The sequence below is a fragment of the Kordiimonas gwangyangensis DSM 19435 = JCM 12864 genome (assembly GCF_000375545.1).
Lineage (GTDB): Bacteria > Pseudomonadota > Alphaproteobacteria > Sphingomonadales > Kordiimonadaceae > Kordiimonas > Kordiimonas gwangyangensis.
In genome coordinates this window covers 226,346-246,305 of record NZ_AQXF01000001.1, presented here as the reverse complement: position 1 = coordinate 246,305, position 19,960 = coordinate 226,346, and the positions used below count along the sequence as shown (strand labels likewise).

At 56.8% G+C, this 19,960-nt stretch carries 19 protein-coding genes; 6 read left to right on the top strand and 13 right to left on the bottom strand.

The genetic code is table 11. The annotated features are described in order from the left end of the window. Positions 1-111: 111 nt before the first annotated feature. The 3 genes from B150_RS0101065 to B150_RS0101055 are packed head-to-tail and all read right to left on the bottom strand — an operon-like array spanning position 112 to position 2,709. Positions 112-687, bottom strand: coding sequence for a TadE/TadG family type IV pilus assembly protein (locus B150_RS0101065; RefSeq protein ID WP_020398020.1), 576 nt, complete (start codon positions 685-687; stop codon positions 112-114). Then, positions 674-1,234 (bottom strand): TadE/TadG family type IV pilus assembly protein, encoded by a 561-nt coding sequence (locus B150_RS0101060; RefSeq protein ID WP_020398019.1) that lies wholly within the window; start codon positions 1,232-1,234, stop codon positions 674-676. Before B150_RS0101060 ends, B150_RS0101065 begins: the two co-directional genes overlap by 14 nt. After that, on the bottom strand, positions 1,234-2,709 hold the full coding sequence (locus B150_RS0101055; RefSeq protein ID WP_081611256.1) for a pilus assembly protein TadG-related protein: 1,476 nt from the start codon (positions 2,707-2,709) through the stop codon (positions 1,234-1,236). The genes B150_RS0101060 and B150_RS0101055 overlap by 1 nt, the downstream gene beginning before the upstream one ends. Before the next feature lie 232 nt (positions 2,710-2,941). Here B150_RS0101055 and B150_RS0101050 point away from each other — a divergent pair, with 232 nt between their 5' ends. Beyond that, positions 2,942-3,991, top strand: a complete 1,050-nt coding sequence (locus B150_RS0101050) for an alpha/beta fold hydrolase (RefSeq protein WP_020398017.1) — start codon at positions 2,942-2,944, stop codon at positions 3,989-3,991. A gap of 8 nt (positions 3,992-3,999) precedes the next feature. Here the strand turns inward: B150_RS0101050 and hisN are convergent, their stop codons facing one another. After that, complete coding sequence (gene hisN, locus B150_RS0101045; RefSeq protein WP_020398016.1) at positions 4,000-4,818, bottom strand: histidinol-phosphatase; 819 nt, start codon at positions 4,816-4,818, stop codon at positions 4,000-4,002. A 131-nt stretch (positions 4,819-4,949) separates the two neighbouring features. Between hisN and B150_RS0101040 the strand changes: the two genes are divergently transcribed. Further along, positions 4,950-6,089 (top strand): NAD(P)/FAD-dependent oxidoreductase, encoded by a 1,140-nt coding sequence (locus tag B150_RS0101040; RefSeq protein WP_020398015.1) that lies wholly within the window; start codon positions 4,950-4,952, stop codon positions 6,087-6,089. Positions 6,090-6,091: 2 nt separating this feature from the next. Here the strand turns inward: B150_RS0101040 and B150_RS0101035 are convergent, their stop codons facing one another. Beyond that, positions 6,092-6,337 (bottom strand): GlsB/YeaQ/YmgE family stress response membrane protein, encoded by a 246-nt coding sequence (locus tag B150_RS0101035; RefSeq protein WP_020398014.1) that lies wholly within the window; start codon positions 6,335-6,337, stop codon positions 6,092-6,094. Positions 6,338-6,349: 12 nt separating this feature from the next. Further along, on the bottom strand, positions 6,350-6,565 hold the full coding sequence (locus tag B150_RS0101030) for a YqaE/Pmp3 family membrane protein (RefSeq protein ID WP_020398013.1): 216 nt from the start codon (positions 6,563-6,565) through the stop codon (positions 6,350-6,352). A 201-nt stretch (positions 6,566-6,766) separates the two neighbouring features. Here B150_RS0101030 and B150_RS19135 point away from each other — a divergent pair, with 201 nt between their 5' ends. Next, the gene (locus B150_RS19135; protein ID WP_020398012.1) at positions 6,767-8,131 is read left to right on the top strand and encodes a methyl-accepting chemotaxis protein; all 1,365 of its coding nucleotides are present in this window, start codon (positions 6,767-6,769) and stop codon (positions 8,129-8,131) included. Positions 8,132-8,205: 74 nt separating this feature from the next. Here the strand turns inward: B150_RS19135 and B150_RS0101020 are convergent, their stop codons facing one another. After that, positions 8,206-8,640, bottom strand: coding sequence for a gamma-glutamylcyclotransferase family protein (locus tag B150_RS0101020; RefSeq protein WP_020398011.1), 435 nt, complete (start codon positions 8,638-8,640; stop codon positions 8,206-8,208). Positions 8,641-10,787: 2,147 nt separating this feature from the next. Between B150_RS0101020 and B150_RS0101010 the strand changes: the two genes are divergently transcribed. Further along, positions 10,788-11,294, top strand: a complete 507-nt coding sequence (locus B150_RS0101010; protein ID WP_020398009.1) for a hypothetical protein — start codon at positions 10,788-10,790, stop codon at positions 11,292-11,294. 59 nt (positions 11,295-11,353) lie between these two features. Here B150_RS0101010 and B150_RS23145 read toward each other — a convergent pair whose 3' ends face one another. From B150_RS23145 to typA, 3 genes are all read right to left on the bottom strand, one after another. Beyond that, the gene (locus B150_RS23145) at positions 11,354-11,491 is read right to left on the bottom strand and encodes a hypothetical protein (protein WP_020398008.1); all 138 of its coding nucleotides are present in this window, start codon (positions 11,489-11,491) and stop codon (positions 11,354-11,356) included. Positions 11,492-11,681: 190 nt separating this feature from the next. Continuing rightward, positions 11,682-12,839, bottom strand: a complete 1,158-nt coding sequence (locus B150_RS0101000) for a DUF547 domain-containing protein (RefSeq protein ID WP_020398007.1) — start codon at positions 12,837-12,839, stop codon at positions 11,682-11,684. 131 nt (positions 12,840-12,970) lie between these two features. After that, on the bottom strand, positions 12,971-14,803 hold the full coding sequence (typA, locus tag B150_RS0100995; protein WP_020398006.1) for a translational GTPase TypA: 1,833 nt from the start codon (positions 14,801-14,803) through the stop codon (positions 12,971-12,973). A gap of 236 nt (positions 14,804-15,039) precedes the next feature. Between typA and B150_RS0100990 the strand changes: the two genes are divergently transcribed. Further along, positions 15,040-15,984: a hypothetical protein gene (locus B150_RS0100990; RefSeq protein WP_020398005.1), complete on the top strand. Its 945-nt coding sequence runs from the start codon at positions 15,040-15,042 to the stop codon at positions 15,982-15,984. Positions 15,985-16,009: 25 nt separating this feature from the next. On the opposite strand, the gene B150_RS0100985 is transcribed toward B150_RS0100990, so the two are convergent. After that, a complete protein-coding gene (locus B150_RS0100985; protein ID WP_020398004.1) occupies positions 16,010-17,311 on the bottom strand; it encodes a hypothetical protein in 1,302 nt (433 codons plus the stop codon). Between the two features lie 113 nt (positions 17,312-17,424). Between B150_RS0100985 and B150_RS0100980 the strand changes: the two genes are divergently transcribed. Continuing rightward, the gene (locus B150_RS0100980; RefSeq protein WP_155859900.1) at positions 17,425-17,625 is read left to right on the top strand and encodes a hypothetical protein; all 201 of its coding nucleotides are present in this window, start codon (positions 17,425-17,427) and stop codon (positions 17,623-17,625) included. On the opposite strand, the gene B150_RS19130 is transcribed toward B150_RS0100980, so the two are convergent. Further along, positions 17,619-18,749, bottom strand: coding sequence for a glycosyltransferase family 4 protein (locus tag B150_RS19130; protein WP_020398002.1), 1,131 nt, complete (start codon positions 18,747-18,749; stop codon positions 17,619-17,621). The genes B150_RS0100980 and B150_RS19130 overlap by 7 nt on opposite strands. 5 nt (positions 18,750-18,754) lie before the next feature. Next, on the bottom strand, positions 18,755-19,771 hold the full coding sequence (locus B150_RS19125) for a UDP-2,3-diacylglucosamine diphosphatase (protein ID WP_020398001.1): 1,017 nt from the start codon (positions 19,769-19,771) through the stop codon (positions 18,755-18,757). Between the last annotated feature and the right edge of the window lie 189 nt (positions 19,772-19,960).

The window sequence follows — 19,960 nt, the reverse complement described above, 5'->3', positions numbered from 1 at the left end:
TGTGCAAAGCCTGTGCGAAAGCTGTGCGGGGCGAGTCTCAATGCCACAGGGGCGAAATAAGAATGTTCAGATGGGGAAACGGTGGGCCACCAAGGCCCAGGGCAGGCGCTATCAGGGTTCGATTTCCTGAAGGGAGCCGATGCGCGGGCGGAAGTAGGCTACCTTGCGGATGGTTTTCGGCAGGATGAAATCAAAGACCAGCGGCTCGTAGCGGTAATAAACCTCGGTCGCGAGAATGGTTTCATTGTCGCGGAGGGTGAGGCCCGCGGGCAGTTCCACCGGGTCACCCTCAGCGCCGAACGTGCTGGCGGCGTCATAGGAGCCTCCACCGGCCCGCTGCCAGAAGATGGACGCGGGTGTATCGGCGTTCTGACTGATGGCTGAAACGATGGCGACCGAACGCTCGCCGGTCGGGAACGGGGCCATGATTTGTGGCACCGCCTGAAAGATATCAGCCATCACGCCTTCGGTGATGTCCTCGTCCCGCGTCACAAGGTCGGATACGGAAATAACGGTATGCTGGACCTTCAGCGTCATCAGCAGGTAATTGCCAACCTCGACCACGCCGGTGAGCAGGGTGAGGAACAGCGGGATGGAAACCGCGAGCTCAACAAGGATCGAGCCGCTTTCGTCCCGCCTGAAGCGCGAGAGCAGGGTTGAGGATTTGAGGCTGTTAAAAAGGCTCATTCCGTACCGCCACAGTCGCTGAAATATTGATCCGCCGCGTCGCCCAGTTCATGACGCCGCTCAGGCTTGGTGCTGCATAGCGCACACGGTAGAGTACAATGTCCCCCGCGTCGCCAAGGCCGGCGACCGCCATGTCATCGTCCCAGACACCATTGCCGTTCACGTCCGAGAAGGGTTCCCCGGATTCATAATTGCCGCTGCCGTTCTCGTCCGTATAGGGCTCGGCCTCGCCGATATCGCCAAATTGTTCGTAAACAAGTGTCTCTATCTCGATCTCGTTCATATCTACCTGGCCGAAGGTCTGCTCGGCGATGATGGAACGAACCAGCTCTTCCCGGGTAACCCCTTCCTCGGCACCACCGGTGATACCGAAGCGTGATGCGCGCAGGACCGCGTTCTCAAGCGAGACAGAAAGGAAGATGAGATAGGAGATCTCCAGCACACCAATCAGGAGTGTCAGGAGGATGGGGAGGCCGATCGCGGCCTCCACAGCCGAGACACCGTCCCGGTCGCGCCACAGGCGTTTTATGAGCCCGAGGGCACGCATCAGCGGGACAGCCTCAGGTTCGAGAGCTGACGACCGATTTCATTGAAGGCATCGGTCAGCGATTCCGCGGTCGGCGCATGGAAATAGAACGCCGGGTTCGAGGCACAGGTACGGTAAGCGTCCTGGGTGTTGGCGTCCGGCGTCGAGCCGAAGGTAATTGTATAGATGATGATCTCATCCTGCTTGATGTTCTGGCAGATACGGTCAAAGCGGGCGTCAAACTCGTCACGCGCTGCGCTGATGCTCGAATAGCCAAATTCATCAAGGCGGCCGAAGGCGGTATAGTCAGACCCGCCAAGCTCCGCGTCCTGGCTGATGAGCTCATTGACACCGTCCGTCAGCATCACAATGACCTTGTCCATATAAGGCGTGTCATGTGCCAGCGGCAGGCCGGGCGGGCTGCCGGCCCACATGCCCTGCCAGCGTGGGCTGACTACACGCCACCCCCACACGAGGCCGTAGTTTGCGGCGGTGCCGCCGAAGCTCCAGGGCTCCATCACATCGATGGCGGCGAGGATCTTGCTTTTCTCGGCCACAAGAGGGGTGATCTCGCTTGCGCAGCCGCGGTTCGGGCCAAGCGCGCTTGAGGCGTTCACTTCACTGATGGTGACGGTGCCCGTGTCGTCATCGATCCAGTTGTTGTCCCGGTCGACCTGATACCAGCCACGTTTCTTGTGGTACTGCCAGTAGGGGTCGGTATCGGCCCAATAGAAAGGTTCGAACGGAATCTCGCTCGGCGGCGTGTCGGTTTCGTCTTCGCCGTCGGCGCGGGCGCGCAGGCAGCCCTTCCACTCAGTGCCATAATATTCATTGTCCACCCGGTCCTTGCCGGTTTCGGACAGCCAGTTGTAGTTGGTGTTGCCCACATTCACGTGGGTGATATAGGGCACCACACCCGCCCACAGGTTGGTGTTGGTCTCATCATCGCCGAATACAACATTTATAAGGTCGGTCGCGGCCTGTTTCATGGTGCCGATTTTATTGTCGGTGCGCATGGAGCCTGTGTTGTCCATCACCAGCACAAGTTCCATGCCGCGGGTTTCACGGCTCACTTCGGTGCTGGCACTGACGGTGATTGATTCGTACCCGAACAGGCGCATGAAGGTGGCTTCAACCGTTGCACTTGCGGTCAGGGTGATCAGTTCATTGTCGGGGCTGATGTCGACGGTCATATTGCTGGTGGTCACCACACCGTCGATGGAGCCGACGTTGGCGTTGAAAAACTCGCGCGCGTCATTTTCCATGTCGGATACCGTCATCGCATGGCCTGCGGCGAGGCCGGCGCTGTCGAGCGACTTTTGCAGCACGTCTTTCACATAGAACATGCGCGCGCCGTCGATGGCCATGCCTGCCGCACCGGTAAGCATCAACATGCTACCGGCCACCATGGGAAGAAGGCTGCCACTTTCGTCCCGAATTATGCGCCCTAAAGACGCACCCGTCCGACGGGTATACTGCTGTAACCTGTGTTTCATGGTCTGGTTGCCTGAATTTTGCCTGAGGCCGATCTTCGCGCCTTGAGTTTGAAAATCCGTAAATGAATGGCGGCAATTTTAACAAAACTGCATGTTCCCATGAGCGCAGGCAGGGTGGTGCGCCACTTTAAAAGATGTCGGGTGCGCCAAATTTTCGCCTTGTCTCGGGGGATAATTGGTGGCTAGGCTCCCATTTGGGGATTTGAACACTAAGCGAGGACATAAGGTTACAATGGCCAGCATGAAAGCGACCGAAATGGAAGCAGCATCCGGGGCGGCGATGCCGGGCCCTGCCTTCATGGCTTATGCCAAGCAACACCGGCGTGACGTGCCGGAAGACGCGGTTTTCGGCCAGTTTGAGGCCGATGATGGCGAATCAATCCGCTATGCACGCTTTCCGGCCAGCAAGGTGATTGAACCCAAGGGCACGATTATTTTCATGCCGGGCCGTACCGAGTTTATCGAAAAGTTCCTCGAGGATGTGCACCTCTTTAACCAGATGGGCTTTGCCTGTGCCGCGATGGACCTGCGCGGGCAGGGCATGTCGTTCCGGCCGCACCCCAACCGCAACAAACATTTTGTCAAAACTTTCGATACGCATATCTCGGACGTGCGCGCTTTTTTTGACAAAAAGCTCATAAACAAGATGCCAAAGCCCTTCATTCTGATGGGCCACTCGGCAGGCAGTCATGTGATTCTCCGCTTCCTGCACGACCATCCGGATTATGTTGAAGCGGCCATTACCGTGGCGCCGATGGTGAAAATTTACACCAAACCGCTACCGGCCTTTTTCGTGAATGGCCTGCCCGCTGTGATGCGGGCGCTTGGGCAAGGTGCGGCCTATATCCCCGGCCATACAGCCTTCAAGGAGGGCCGCTGGGGCTGGCGCAAGAAACTGACGCACGATGATGAGCGTTTCTGTGACGAGGACTTTTTCATCAAGAACAAGGACGCACGGCTTGCTGTTGGCGGTGCCACGTACCGCTGGCTTTCAGAAGCGCTGAAGTCGTGCGAGAAGCTGAACGCCCCTGGCTACCCGGAAGCGATCAAGACACCGGTTTTGATGCTGCAGGCGGAAAACGACCGTATTGTAGACAATGAAGGCCAGACTGCCCTTGCCGCACGCATGCCGCACTGCCGCCTTGTGGTGGTGAAGGGGGCGATGCACGAAATCCTGAAAGAGACGGACGAAATCCGTGCCGAGCTCTGGAAAGCCATCGCTGAGTTTATCGACCTTGAAAACGGGCCTGACTTCGGCCCGTTTGTCGCGCCGGCGAAGTAGCCGCGTGCCTAGGGCGCGCGGTCCAGCTTTGGTTTGGTGTCCTTGAGGATATCGAGCACGACAGGCACAAGCGCCGGGTCGCCGACCGCCAGCAGGCGGCCGCAGTCGCCCGGTGCGTCACCTTCCCAGTTGGTGGCGCTGCCGCCCGCGCCGCGAATGACAGGAATAAGCGCCATCATGTCATAGGGCTTGAGGCCACTTTCGATCACAAGGTCCATGTGCCCCGCGGACATCACCGCATAGGCGTAGCAGTCAAGCCCGTACCGAATGAGGCGGGAGCCTTTGCGCAGTTCTTCGAACGCGCCGCGCTCATGGTCCTTGAACAGCGCGAAATCGGTGGTGGAGATAGTGGCGGTATCAAGTGTCGGGCAGGGGCGGGTTTTGATCGGCTCGCCATTGAGGCTCGCACCACCCGGCCAACCAAGGTAACGCTCGCGAATATAGGGTTGGTCCACTACGCCGATGATCGGCACACCCTTGTAGCGAAGTGCAATGAGCGTACCCCATGTCGGCAGGCCAGAGATGAAGGCGCGCGTACCGTCCACGGGGTCCAGCACCCATTCAAATGGGCCATTCGCGTCCTTGATGCCATACTCTTCGCCAAAAATGCCGTGGTCAGGGTAGCGCGCGTCAATCAGCGCCCGGATGGCTCTCTCCGCCCCCTGGTCTGCCTTGGTCACGGGGTCAAAGCCTGTGCCCTTGTCTTTGTCGTCGATGGAGATCGGCTTCTTGAAGTAGGAGAGCGTAACCTCGGCGGCGGCATCCGCCAGTTCAAGCGCGAAGGCCTTCAAAGTTTCGATCTCTTGGCTTGGAAGGTCTGGCGTCACGGTTTGTCCCCTTAGGTTTTTACTCACAAGTCCGGCTTTTGTGCCGGGCTTCAAATTTTCATGTGGCCACGCCTTGCATGCGCGGCCACTTTAGATCACATATTGCGCTGTGATGAGCAACGGGAACCAGCATGTTTGAGTGTGATTTTTTGATCATCGGCGCAGGGATTGCGGGCGCAGGCGCCGCATACCGGCTGGCGCCGCATGGCCGCGTGATCATGCTCGATATGGAACCGCAGGCGGGCTATCACACCACCGGCCGCTCCGCTGCCTTTTATGCGGAGACCTATGGCGGGCCAAAGGTGCAACCGCTGACGACCGCATCAAAAGCGTTCCTGATGTCACCGCCAGAGGGGTTCACGGACGTTCCGCTCCTGACCCGGTTAGGTGCCATCCACATCTACCGCGCGGACCAGAAAGCAGCGGCTGACCGGCTGTATAATGAACTGCGTGCAGCACTACCCGGCGTGCGCTACATGAGCGTGGATGAGGTAAAAGCCCGCGCACCGCATGTGGATACAAGCAGCCTGATGGGCGGTATTGATGACCCCGACTGTGGTGACCTTGATGTGGCGGCGCTGCATCAGGGATACCTACGCGCGGCGAAAGCCCTTGGTGCCACATTGATGCTGGATGCGCGGTTCGAGACCGCGGCATATGACGGTGCGCGCTGGCATGTGAAAACCCGGCAAGGGCCGGTGAAAGCGCGCGCCATCATCAACTCGGCGGGTGCCTGGGGGGATGATGTCGCCAAACGTTCGGGCGTTATGCCGGTGGGGCTATTGCCGCTCAGGCGTACAATCGTCACGGTGCCCAAACCTGAAGGCCAGCCGTTTGACCGGCAGGGCCCGGTGGTGCTGGACATGGATGAAGAGTTTTACTTCAAGCCAGAAGGTGATGGCTATCTCGTGACCCCGGCGGATGAGGTGCCAAGCGCGCCTTGCGACGCGCAGCCCGAGCTTGAAGATGTTGCCCGCGCCGTACAGTTTTTTGAAACCGCGACACAGAGCAAAGTAAGCCGGATTGACGCCAAATGGGCGGGCCTGCGCACCTTCGGGCCAGACCGCCTGCCGGTGGTGGGCAGCGCGGTGGATGAACCCAGTTTCTTCTGGAACGTGGGCCAAGGCGGTTACGGTATCCAGACTTCGCCTGCATGGACCGATATGCTCGCAAGCTTTGTGCTCGGCACAGCTATGCCGGACTATCTGGTGCGTGCGGGTGTGGATGCGCGGAACTTCAGCCCCGCGCGTCTCATCACTGAACCAGCTTAAACCTAGCGGTGGCGCCTGCGCCGTGTTTCGCCAAATGCGATCACAAGGATCGACGCGCCAACCACACCGGCAATGATGTCACCCAAAAGGTTTGAAGGCCCGAGCCCCGCAATCCCGAAGATGAAATGGCCAACGATGCCGCCAAAGATGCCAAGGATGATGTTGCCAATGGCACCAAATCCTTCGCCGCGCATGATGTGCCCGGTCAGGAAGCCCACAAGGGCACCAATCAGAATGGTCGAGATCATGATATCACCCTCCTAGTAGCGGCTGTAACGGCCATAGCGGCGTTCATCGTCAAACTCGCGCCGAAGCTCGTCATTCCGGTATTGGCTCAGGGCATAAACGGCCCAGATCGCGGCCACAGGCCAGCCAATGAAGGTGATCCACAGGATCAGGTTCATGAGACCCTGGAAGGGCCTGTTGATGGTAAAGAATACCAGGGGCGGGAATATAATGGCCAGTATGAGGCGCATCAGTTCCTCCTATTTCCTCGCGTTGTCGTTTCTTTATTTGTTTTGTTCTTGATATGTGGGAGTGCAGCGCACGCCTTTCAAGACAAGACACATGTGGGACATAGTGTCCGGCACGCGTTTTTTTGTTCAGCCCGCAGCTTTCCTTATGCTAAGGAGCGGATAAGGGGCCGCTTTTGGCAGTGATGGGGCATTAGGTCAGGTATGATTAATCTGTTGCGTAACTTTAAGGTCAACGTACGCATTTGGGCGTTGACGGTACTCTCTTTTATCGGCATGGCGCTGATCATCTTTGAATACACCGTACTGCTGCAGGAGTTGCAGGCAGGCAACGTAAGCGAAGCGCAGTTCGCGGCTGACCAGCAATTTGTGTGGATCATCACGGCCATAATGGTGGCGCTTATCCTTGCGCTCGCGGTCTCCATCACCGCCAGCATCATGCGTCCCTTGCGGGTGCTGCAAGCCGAGCTTGGCGGCCTGTCGGACGGTAATTACGACAAGGAAATCTCGGACCGCGACCATAAGGACGGCATTGCCGCCATGGCAAAAGCGGCTGAGGTGATGCGCCAGAAGGCGCTTGAAGCTGCCCGCCTGCGTGAGGAGGCTGAGGAAGCCCGCAAGCTGCGTGAAGCGGAAGAACGCGCGTTCGAGGAGCAGCAGCACGAAGAGGAACGCCGCAAACGCGAGGAAGAGATCGCCCGCGACCGTGAGATGGCCGAAGAGCGCCGCCGTATGCAGCTTGATATGGCGTCTAGCTTTGAACAGGAAGTCTCAAGCGTGATCCAGTCGCTTTCGGGCGCGGTGGTTGAGCTGCAGATGGCCGCCAACACCATGAGCGAAGCGATTGAACAAACCTCACTTGAGGTAAACGCCGCCGCCAGCGCGACCGACGCCACCAGCCAGGATATGATCACCGTGGCGGACGCCGCCGAGGGTCTCACAGGTGCCATCGGCGAAATCCGCACGCAGGTGGAGCAGGCAAACACCATCACCACCAACGCGATCACGGTTGCGCAAGCTGCGGAAGGGCGCGTCAGCTCGCTCTCCAGCGCGTCGGAGCGTATTGCGGAAGTGATCCACCTCATCAACGATATCGCGGAGCAGACCAACCTGCTCGCGCTCAACGCCACGATTGAGGCGGCGCGTGCGGGCGAAGCAGGCAAGGGCTTTGCCGTGGTGGCCAGCGAGGTCAAATCCCTCGCGAACCAGACAGCGCGTGCGACGCAGGAGATTGAGGAGCAGGTCAACGCGATGCAACTCGCTACCCGCGAGACAGTGGACGCGGTGAACGACATTCGCAAAACCATCAATCAGGTGAGCGAGATCTCAAGCATGATTGCCGCCGCGGTGGTTGAGCAGGAAGCCTCCACCGGTGAGATCGGCCGCAGCGTGCAGAATGCGAGCCAGGGCACGGCCACTCTCGGCCAGAATGTGGGCCGCGTACAGGAGATGACGCACAAAAGCTCAGGCGCGGCGCAAGTGGTGAATGAAAACTCGGGCGAGCTCACGGAACAGGCCAGCCGACTTGAAAGCGCGGTGAACCGCTTCCTTGAGCGTATGCGCGGCTAGCACGCCCCCGCACCTATCAAAACAGAAAAGGCCCGCTCAGTGCGGGCCTTTTTCTTGGTGAGTGCTCGGGCGCCTTACGATTTGAAGGAAGCGATACGCTCCACATACCATTTGGGGAAACCGTATGTTTCCGCAGGCTTCAGGATCGAATCCACATAGGTGTTGTCGGCGAAACCGGGCTTCATGTCATGGGCGATATAGACCATGGCCGGCGTGATTTTACCGCCGCGGGTATAGACCAGCATGGCTTCCGGGAAATAGGGCACGCCAAGGCGCTGGTTGATGTTGTCGCCATAAAGCTTTTCAAGCTCTGCATGGGTCATGTTGGCGAGGATGCCGTAAACAACGCCGTCACCGGCTTCGACAAGGTTGGCATGCGGCTGGATGACAAGCTCGTACCCATGTACGCTCGCGGGTGCAAAGGCGCGCTTGGCGACCCCCGCTTCCTCAAGCGTTTTCATGTTCATGTAGCCGCCATAAAAAAACACCTGCAGCTTACGCTCTGCCATACCTCGTCCTTTTCCCATCTCGCCCACCCGCGGCTATGTGCGCACGGAAGGCGCCTCGCGTCAATATTTGTAGCAAGATTGAGGGGATAGCATGCACACAAATGGTTGCAGCCACGCGACCATGAGCGGCATAGTGATCGGGTGTGCAAGGAGAGGGTGGGGGTATGGCGGAAAAAAATACAAACAGTGAGCCGGAGTATGTTGATGCAGCAACCGGCAAGCCGATTGTCTATGCGGACAATGTGCCGGAGATTTTGCGTGGCTTGACACAAGACAGCTTTGGAGTGGAACTGCACGATCCTAGCATGCTTAGGTACAATAATGAATCCTACAAAGGCAAGCTGGCAGAGGGAAGCGAACGTTGGAATGAATGGGTCCAGTGGGCCGAACTTAAAAATGCGCGTTGGCTAACACGAACGGAAAAAGATCGGTGTATTGAAGTACGTCTCAAAACCACCGAAAATCTGGTTGAGTTTGAGGGGGATGGGAGAAATCGCTACAATATTCGAAACGGGGTGTTTTCCGGGTTTGTATTCCCATTCAGGGTCTCATTTGGGTGTGCCAACTTTGTTGGCGATACGTACTTTGAAGCAGCAGTGTTCTGCCAAGACGTCAGCTTTGAGAAAACTGAATTTGGAGGCGATACTTTTTTCGCCGACGCAGTGTTTTGGCGATCTGCAGATTTTGCGCATATGACTGTTCAGGGTAGATTTGAGGCGGGAAAGACAAGTTTTCATGGTACCGCATCCTTCAACGGCGCAAAATTCTTACGTNATGCGATGTTTTCTCAATCTCACTTTAACGGGACAACCCATTTTCATGGCTCAAAATTCCATGGAATAGCGGACTTCTCCCAACGAACATTTTTCCACAAAGAAGCGTTCTTCAATCAAGCAAGTTTTCAACGAAGAGTAGATTTTTCGCGCTCCGAATTTAGAGGTGTCTGCAATTTTGTTCAAAATACAATATTTAACGGTATAGCGCTCTTTGAGAAGGCCAAATTTCACGGAGGCACCAATTTCACTGCTAGCTTCACGTCTGAGGCTCTTTTTACACAGGCAAGGTTTAAGCGATCGGCTATTTTCCTTCGCTCAAATTTTACCGTTGAGGCAACCTTTACGAAGGCGCTGTTTACTGGAGACGCCTCGTTCAGTATGTGTGTCTTTCAAAGCTCCGCATCCTTTGAGGGGGTGGTCTTCGATCGGTGTGCCCACATATCAAGTAGATTTATGGGAAGGCTGAATTTCAGCAGTGCGTTGTTCATGGGTGAGGCAGACTGGACAGACTGTTCTGTCGAGATGGCCGTAAATTTTAACGACTCTCAGTTTCTTGGAGTTGCAACTTTTGCCAACACAACGTTCGGCGGTTATGCAAACTTTGACGGTGTCATGTTTGGAAAGGGGAATACCACTTCGAAGTCTTTGGCGCTAAGGGCGCAGCCGGTGGCAGCCCAAGAAAAATATATACTTACAAAAATGGGCCAAAACAGTATGACGGTGCCTGACTTCAAAGGCACGCATTTTAAGATTCCACCGAATTTGGGATATACAGAAGTAGCAGTTCCTGTTGCTCCCTACTATCCGAACTGGAGTCCTATTAAAAACATACGGGTACTGTTTTCAGAGGATAGTCAAACCAAAGACGCGGATGCAGCATCGAAACTTCGCCGGTTGCAGGAATTGGCTGCAGCCGGTCACCACCACCTCGCAGAAAAACGTTTCTTCCGCGCAGAACTACTGTGCCGTCGCGGGCACGAAGCTAGCACATGGCCTGAAATTACCATGATCAACCTGTTTGAGTTGTTCAGTGGTTGCGGGCTGAGCGTCATTAGGCCTGTGCTGTGGCTGCTTGGGCTTATTGTGGTATGCGGGATGGTCTATTTCAGTCAGATTGACTGGACATTTGCTGAGATGAATTCAGACGGTGAAAGCTGGTTCGACCTTGTGTCCTATAGCGTGCTCAACAGCCTGCCGCTCATTGGCTATGCGTCCGACACTTACGGCGTGTCGGTGGACGTCCTGTTTGGCGGCATCGCAAATGTACCGTGGTTTGTGAAGCTCACGGCCTTCTTTCAGAACATCGCATCTGCGGTTCTGCTCTTCTTCGCGCTCCTCGCCATCCGTAACTATTTCAAGCTGGGCTGATATATGGACTATCCGATTATCATTGATTTTGACATGCGCAAGGCACGGCTGCTGAGGGCATCGTTTTATCTTGGGATTGCGACGCTCGTGGGGATTGTCGGTTGGGCAATTTTCACGGGGCAGGAGCGGATTGGTACAGTAGCCGCCGTGTTTGGCCTTCTGATCATCTTGTTCCTTTTCCTTCCCATAAATCATTATTTTCTGAAGCCACGCTTCAAATGCCCGCATGCACTTGAGATACACGCCGATCATCTGGTGTGGGCGACCGCTGACGGGCCGTTTGTTATCCCGCGGCAGGCTGTGCTCTCTGTGATTGGCGGTGACAAGCTCCAGTGGGGTGGCGTGGTTCACGTGGTGGAGCTGGAAGTAACGCCAGACTACTGTGTCCGATCCTTATATGGATCAGCAGTGACCCCGAGCCTCGAGCAGGAGTTTGCGAACGGACACACGGAAGTGTCTGTCTCCATCGCGCTGGAGAATTGGCTCAGGGACCGGCCTTCAGGGCAATAAAAAGCTGTGCAGCGTGACACTCTCACGCTGCTGATGGGCTTTGTTTTCAGGCTAGCGTCTTAGCTGAAGCGCTTGCGCAGGCGGGTGAAGAAACCTTCGCCGGTGCTTACTGCAGCGCGGGCTTCTGCTTCGCGTACCATGCGCGCATATTCAACTTTGGTGATGCCATAAACACGGAGGGGTGCTTGCTGTTGCATTTTTCATCTCGCTTGTCGTTGTCGTTCCGGACGTTGCCGGTTTGTTTTATTTTTTCACCGGTCGTTGCCGGTAACTCAAATATTGTGAGCCTTAGGTGTATTACAAGACTATAACACCTAATTTTTTAAAAATAAAGATGGCGCATGTAAACCGGGCATCTGTGAGCTGTGGCGCGGCTGCGACGAGCCGTTAATTCTCGCTGTCGGTGCCGCTGTCCTGCGGCAGTTCATCCACTGTGACATTGGTGTTAGCAGATGGGTTGCGGCGGAATTCGCGTTCATGCTTGCGGTTTACCTCCCGCATGTAAACCCCCACGTGGCTGGGCCAGCCGTTCCGTACGGCGACGCTGAGAGTTTCGCGGCCAAGGAGCGCGAGGGCTGTGTCCTCCAACATGTCATCGCCCTTCTGGTGATCGAAGGTGATACCCATTTCAATGTCCGTGGTGTAATAGTCGTCAGTCTCTGCTACGACCGAGCGGCTGTTTTCTGCCAGCGCGGCGTAACCAGGCTGCAGATACTCGATGACGTGTTTTTTGACGTCGCGGTCGAAGTTCGGGAATAGGGCGGCATTAATGCGGTATAGCTCCGAGACGCGCAGCTTGCCGCCACGCACCTTTGCCCCACGGTTGGAGTTTATGAACTCAACCGCATTCTGGTGCAACTGGCTCCAGACGGTTTCAGGCTTGTAGGCTTCGCGCCGGATGTTGGGGCTGCCCACGTAGCCGTGGAAGAAGCCATACATCACAAGCGGGTTGTCCCACTTCGCCAGCACGATACGGTGGTGGATGTCGTTCAGTGACAGGGGCACACCGCCCACCTTAAGCACCTTTTGGTCGAGAAGCGCTTCTTCGCCATAAAGAAGGTCCTTGAGGATGCGTTTGGGATAGTGTTTCGCAAGTTGTTCCACCATCGCAATGTTGTAGAGGTTGAGCCAGTAGGCGAGCCTCTCATCCGGTGTCCATGTGTCCATCGGATTGGTGATGGGCAGGCCCTCCATCCGCTCGCGGATCTGGATGAGAGTGTTGAGGTTTTCGCCCTCAAAGGCACCAAGGTAGATGCGGTTGCCCTCAATCGCGGTCGGATTCTTGTTACCCCAATGGAAGCGGGAATTGTCTACCTTTATGGTCACAGGGTTGCTGGTGCGGTCTGACATACCAGGGCTGATCACGGTCGTGCGCAGGATATAGTCCCAGTAAGGGTAGGCAAAGTCGTCCGCTTTCTCAGCCGCCGGCGTTGGGTCTGCCATGAAATAGGCGCCTGTGCTGGCTGCGGTGGCATTGATGCTCGTGAGCGCGAGGGTGATTGCGCTGACGGAAATGATGCGGGCAATACGTGTGCGGTGAAACAAGGCTAACCTCCCCAAAAGGTTTAAATTGTTCATCTATAGGGAGCATAACATGATTCGCTGCGTGCCCAATACAAAAAGCCCCGGCGGGGCCGGGGCTTTGGAATTTATAACTAAAGTTTGATGTCTTTAGTTTATTCAGCAGCTTTTGCAGCGCGTTTACGCTCGTGCGGCAGCAGGAAGCGTTTACGCAGGCGGATGCTCTCCGGCGTTACTTCAACGAGCTCGTCGTCGTTGATGTAGGCAAGGGCTTCTTCAAGCGGCAGCTTCTTCGGCGTTGTCAGCTTCACGGCGTCATCCTTGCCTGCGGCGCGGATGTTGGTGAGCTGCTTGGCTTTCTGCACGTTCACGTCAAGGTCGTTATCACGGCTGTGTTCGCCGATGATCATGCCTTCGTAGGTCTCGTCACCCGGCTCGATCATGATGAAGCCGCGCTCTTCCAGGTTCCAGAGCGCATAAGCCACGGCCTTGCCGGCGCCGGTTGCGATCAGAACGCCGCGCTGACGACCCGCGATCGGGCCTTTGTAGGCGTCGTAGCGGTCATAGGTGCGGTTCATGATGCCGGTACCGCGCGTGTCGGTCAGGAACTCACCGTGGTAGCCGATAAGGCCACGTGCCGGTGCGTCAAATGTGAGGCGAACCTTGCCGCCGCCCGACGGTACCATGCCCGTCAGCTCAGCTTTGCGGAGCGACATTTTCTCAACCACGACACCTTGGTACGCTTCGTCCACGTCAACCTGTACGGTCTCGTATGGCTCAAGGCGGCTACCGTCTTCGGCTTTCTTGAACAGAACGCGTGGGCGGCTGATTGCAAGCTCGAAGCCCTCGCGGCGCATGGTCTCGATGAGAACGCCAAGCTGAAGTTCACCACGGCCAGCAACTTCAAAAGCGTCCTTGCTTTCGGTCTCGGTGATCTTGATGGCCACGTTGCCCTCAGCTTCGCGGAGCAGGCGGTCACGGATCACGCGGGATGTCACGAGCTTGCCTTCACGGCCCGCGAGCGGGCTGTCATTCACAGCAAACGTCATTGCGAGGGTTGGTGGGTCAACCGGCAGCGCATGCAGCGGCTCAGTCACTTCAGGTACACAAATGGTATCAGCAACGGTGGCGTCAGCGAGGCCAGCGATGGCAACAATGTCACCTGCTTGTGCTTCTTCAACCGGTACACGCTCCAGCCCACGGAACGACAGCAGCTTGGAGATGCGGCCTTGCTCAACCATTTTGCCGCTCGCGCGCAGCGCCTTGATCGGGTCGCCCACTTTCACACGGCCGGTCTCGATACGGCCCGTCAGTACACGGCCGAGGAAGTTGTCACGGTCCAGCATGGTCGCGAGCATGGAGAACGGCTTGTCGGCATTGCCTTTACGCAGCGGGGCTGGCGGCTCAACATGCTCAAGCACGGTCTCGAAAAGCGGGTGCAGGTTTTCGCGCGGATCATCAAGGCTGCGTACACACCAGCCATCACGGCCCGAAGCATAAAGGATCGGGAAGTCGAGCTGGTCTTCGTTCGCGCCAAGGTTCACGAACAGGTCGAAGCAAGCGTCGGTCGCTGCGTCCGGGTCCCCGTCCGGCTTGTCCACCTTGTTCACAACCACGATCGGCTTCAGGCCGAGGGCCAGCGCCTTCATGGTCACGAATTTGGTTTGCGGCATCGGGCCTTCTGCGGCGTCAACGAGCAGAACCACACCGTCCACCATCGAGAGGATACGCTCAACCTCGCCGCCGAAGTCGGCGTGGCCGGGAGTGTCCACGATGTTGACGCGGGTGTTCTGCCACATCACGCTCGTGCATTTCGCGAGAATGGTGATGCCACGCTCACGCTCGAGGTCGCCACTGTCCATCGCGCGTTCGGCAACGCGCTGGTTGTCGCGTACCGTGCCGGATTGGCGGAAAAGGTTGTCCACCAGAGTGGTTTTGCCATGGTCAACGTGCGCGATGATCGCGATGTTGCGAATGTCTTTGCTCATGTTTGCTGTCCTGGGGTGGCTGCCCTGCGCCCGTGCGCTTGTGCTGCCATCATCATATAAAAAAAGCCCCTGCGGGGGAGGCCGCGGGCTTTTGCGCTTAAAAACTTTGCGCGCCTTATACGCGCGTTTCGGCTTTCCGGCAAGCTTAAAGGCTTCATGTTACAGAATGGTAAAAATGAAGGATTGCATTTTTACACGCGCAGGCTAAATTCGTGAACAAAGGGGGAACGATATTTATGCTGAGCACGGTACTGAAAGGGGCGTTTGGCCCGGTCTTCAAACTTGATGATCGTATGCTACGGCTAATCTGGCCTGCGCTGGCGATCTATCCCTTTAGTTCGGTACTGTACTGGCTCTATGACCACTCTCCCCTCGCAGATCAGCGTGTGCCGTATGAATTGCTATTGGCGGTTTTGTCCTTTGCAAATTTGCTGGTGAATGTTGGCCTGCTGATGTTTCTTGCCGTCGCGTGGCAACGTACCCTGCTGCTCCCTGATGAAAGTAAGTTAACGCTGTTCGCAAAACCGGTGCGCCGGGCTTTAGAGCGGTTCGTGCTGCGCTTGGTCCAGCTTGGGCTTGTTTTGCTGCTTTTTGTCGGGGCGGCAATCTTGCTTCTCAGTATTCTTGGGCAGGGCTGGCGCGGCGAAGGGTTTGAGCTGCCGCTCCCCTTGCTCGCACTTATGGCAGTCTTTGTTCTCGGTATGTGGGGGTCGGCGCTGACCGCAGCATCAATCGGTGCCGCGCGGGATAGTATTATGGATAGCTTTCAGGCAGGCCGAGGGATAGCGCGTAAAACGATGCTTGCTAATCTCATTGTCTTTGTGCTTGCCGCCGCGATTATTGCGGTGCTCACAAGTATCACGGCTTGCTGCGTGGCGGGTGTGTTGAAACTGATGGCTCCGGAACTCGCGCTTTTTACTGATTTTGAGTTGATACCCAATTGGATGGTGTATGTGTTCCGAATCCCGGTTATCGGGGCAAGATACCGCGTGCATGAACTCGTTATGGACCAGTCCGGTTATGATCCCGCCTTCATTCAGGAAGTTCTGTACTGGACTGACGCCATTATGACCCCGGTCGCAATGTGGTTACTCGTGTTTGTGCACGCAGGTGCAAACGCAACACTATACCGCATGTATCGGCGAGATGGCCTTCCTGTAAGGGGTGGGGTGCCGCGCTAGTTTTGGGCGCTGCTCCTTTCGATACCTACTGGCACTCCTGCATCCCGCGCTCCAGAATCCGGAAAGTCAGAAAGGCATGTTCGGCCCTGACAGCGAATGTCTTTGCTTCCTTTGGGGAAAATTCGAGAAAGAGCCCTAGCTTGAATTCCACCTCGCCATGGTAAAAATCTAAGCGTCCCTTGGCGACGGGGGTATTTAGTTCAATATCTCCGAGCGTCCAATTGCCATAGTCTTCCTTGATCAAGGTGGCCGTAAAGATGCGAGCGTTGATCTTGAAGCTCATGTCATCGTCCTCGAACCCCGACCCAAGGTATTTGAATTGGCTGACCTCGATCTTCAGGTTGCGCATGTCACTGTCAAATAAAGCCTCCACACTGCCGTGGCTGGGCCCGACGGGGCCGGAGGAATAACATGCGAGGCTTGGGCTTTTCTTTTGCGTCAGCGCCTGAGCTAAAGTGGGTTCTACCCGTCTTATGACATCAATTAACCGTCCTCTCTCGCGCTTATTCAAGCTTGGACGATCAGAATTGCTGCGCTTTCGCCCCTCATGATAAGCGAGGGCGGCGACACATGCTTTTGACACCATATGGGTTGGCCGCGCGCTGATGCCCCGCTCCTGAAGGTAGGGGGCAATGCGAAAATGGTCTGCGGGGCCTATGCCTTTGAGGGCGTCAAAGGCGCGGCGGGTTGAGGTTCTGTTGCCGCTTAGGCCGGTCCAGTGCTGGGCGCGGGCAAGGCCTTGGTTCACTGCAATCAGGTAGGCTTTTTCAAGCACGCTATGGGGGCGGTTGTCCCAGCTTGTCAGCTTCCGGAAGGAAAGTTTTGCGGTGAAAAAGCCGCCAGTGGTCACCTCTATATCTATGGCGCTAATGGGCGTCAGCGCGCGGCCACCTGTGCCGATAAGGATAGACTGCAGCTCCATGGCGATATCCGGGCGGTTATTGAGAGGCGGCAGGGGTGCCTTGCGGGAGATGTCGAAAATCACCTCTCGTGCCGCCCGCTTGACCCCGTCGCTCAGGCTTGGGATTAGCGACGAGCCACGAATGGGGGCCGACCTGCGTACTTTATCCGGCACCTTGCGCCGAAGGGCCGCGAACGTGGCATCGCCTGGCCGTAGTGAGCCGTTTGGCTCAAGCCTCTGGTCCACTTGGAACGCCATCAGCGCTTCCAGAGATTCGCGCCGCCTGCCGTCGCCGGTGAACTGGCCATAGGGGTAGTAGGCCTGACCATTTGCCCTCTTGGCGGTGAAAAGAGCGAGTTCGACGAGAGCCACATCTTCAACGTCATTTTGCCCCGCATTGCCGACACTTCTTTTGATATTGTCCACGCATCCACTCCTTCTCAATGTCGAAGGGGAGTTTACATGAAATTACGATAAACGTAAATATTTGATGCTCGATTTTGGCAGATGAGCGCATAATCGGGGCAGGTTGCCGCAGCGTGCTGGACCTGAGCTGCTGGTTTGATATCGCTTGGAACATGACTTATGACGCAGACAAAGCCATTGATTTCAGCTTCCGCCTTCTGGCCCTTGTGTGGCTTGCGGGCGTGATATGTTTGGCCGCCGCACTATACATGGAAAGTGAGGCGGAAGAACCTTGCACCTTCGCTGACCAGCACTTTGGTCGGTGTTCCTATTGAAGTTTGGTGTGGGGTATGCTGTGGCGCGCGAGCGTGGCTGCATCATCCATGTGTGCAGCATTATCATGCGCGTCAGCGGGTAGCGATAGCGCATTCAGGAATTGGTCGGTGACTGTATCCCAATCGTAGGTAAGGGCGAAGGCCGCGCATTCCCGCCGTTCGCACGATAGCGCCCGGTCTGTCGCTACGCTCAGGTCATCATCAAGCGCCGCGATGGGTTGCGGCCAGTCGCCGTTTGGTCCTTTCCCCATGCGACCAACTACATCGAGCGGGCCTTGCACCGGGTATGCGGCAACGGGCGTACCGCAGGCGAGGGCCTCAATCATGACAAGGCCGAAGGTATCCGTCTTGGACGGGAACACAAAAACGTCCGCGCTGGCGTAGGCGGCTGCCAGTTCCTGCCCGAATTTGGCGCCAAGAAACTTCACGTCAGCATACTCGGCCCGTAGGCGTTTGAGCGCGGGCCCGTCCCCCACCACCACTTTGGTGCCGGGCACGGTGGTGCGCAGGAATGCCTCAATATTCTTCTCAACCGCAACACGGCCAACATAAAGCTGGACGGGGCCGGAATAGTCCCAGGCTTTTGGCTGGTCGGGTGAAAACTGCGTGGTGTCCACACCGCGGGTCCAGTTCACGATGCGGCGGAAGCCTTTTTCGCGCAGCAGCGCACGCACAGTAGGCGTGGCGACAAGTACCCCGTCGCTTTTGCCGTGGAAGCGACGGAAGACGGGGTATAGCCAGTCAGCTTTAATCAGCGGCACCCGTGCTTCGATATATTCGGGGAAGGCGGTGTGATAGGCGGTGGTGAACGGCTGGCCGTTCTTGATGCACCAGCGCCGTGCCGCCCAGCCAAGCGGGCCTTCAGTTGCGATATGCACAGCATCCGCGCCCCAGCGTTTCATGATCGCGCCAAGACGAAACGGGATGTTGAGGCTGAGGCGGATTTCAGGATAGCTCGGGCACGGCACGGTGCGAAACAGCTTGGGCGTCAACATATAGACTTTATGCCCGCGTGCCTTCAGGTGGTGCTTGAGCGTATCAAGCGTACGCACCACACCGTTCACCTGTGGGTGCCAGGCGTCCGAGACGATGCAGATTTTCAGCGGCCGGTCCGGCATAGGCATCCGGGCTATTCTGCCGCCACAGGGGCGGGTGCGTGGGGGCCCTTGGGCGCCTTTTCCTTGCGGCCCTTCTTGCCTTTGCCCTTGCCGCGGTTTTTCTTTTCCTCGCGCGCGGCCACTTCGTCGGCCCAGTGCAGGATTTCAAACCGGCCGTCGTCATATTCCACAAGCGCGGTGCAACTTTCGACCCAGTCGCCATCGTTCATATAGTCGATACCGTCAAAGAAGCGGCGTTCAGCGTGGTGGATGTGGCCGCAGATCACGCCGTCCACACCGCGGCGACGTGCTTCGCCCGCCACGGCTTCCTCGAACCGGCCGATATATTCAACCGCGTTCTTGACCTTCTGTTTGAGGTATTTGGACAGCGACCAGTAGCTATAGCCCATCTTGCGCCGCATCCAGTTCACCCAGGTGTTGAGCTTCAGGAGCATCACATAGGCACGGTCACCAACGTGGGCGAGCCATTTGGCGTATTTCACAACGCCGTCAAACTGGTCGCCGTGCAGGACCCAGTATTTTTTGCCGTTGGCGGCCTCGTAAACCATGTCCGGCACCAGTTCGACACCAGCCATATTGTGGCCCTCGAACCCGCGCAGGGCTTCATCATGGTTGCCGGGGATATAGATGACTTCCGTACCCTGTTTGGCCATCTTGAGCACACGGCGGATCACGTCGTTATGCGTGGTATCCCAGTACCAGGTGCGCTTCAGTTGCCAACCGTCGATGATGTCGCCCACAAGGAACAGCTTGTCGCAACTGACGGACTTGAGGAAGTCAAGCAGCAGGTCGACCCGCGCGGCACGAGTGCCGAGGTGTGTATCCGATATAAAAACAGCGCGGTAATGACGCGCTTTTTTCGGAATATCGGAATGTTCACGGGAGCCGGGAGTGGGAGCCCCTCCGGGTGAGGAAGGCTGGGAGGGTGCCTTTCGCCCGAAGGGTTCTGGGGAGATATCCCGGAGGAAAAGGGGCTCGCCCGATGAGGGAAGCACCTGAAGAAGCAAGTTTTCTGCTACCTTTTTCATGCCTCGCTTTATGCGCGCGCATGGTGACATTTGCATTGCACGATTGTGACTGTTTCTTGAAAAGCGACTCTAATTTGATTCGCGCGCGGGATTCCCTAGCCTGAGTAGTCTGGCGCGACTCATATCGCTGAAATCGGTAGATTTTTTTGCTCAGAAAACGCTTGATAAAAGCTATTCTTTACATGGGGT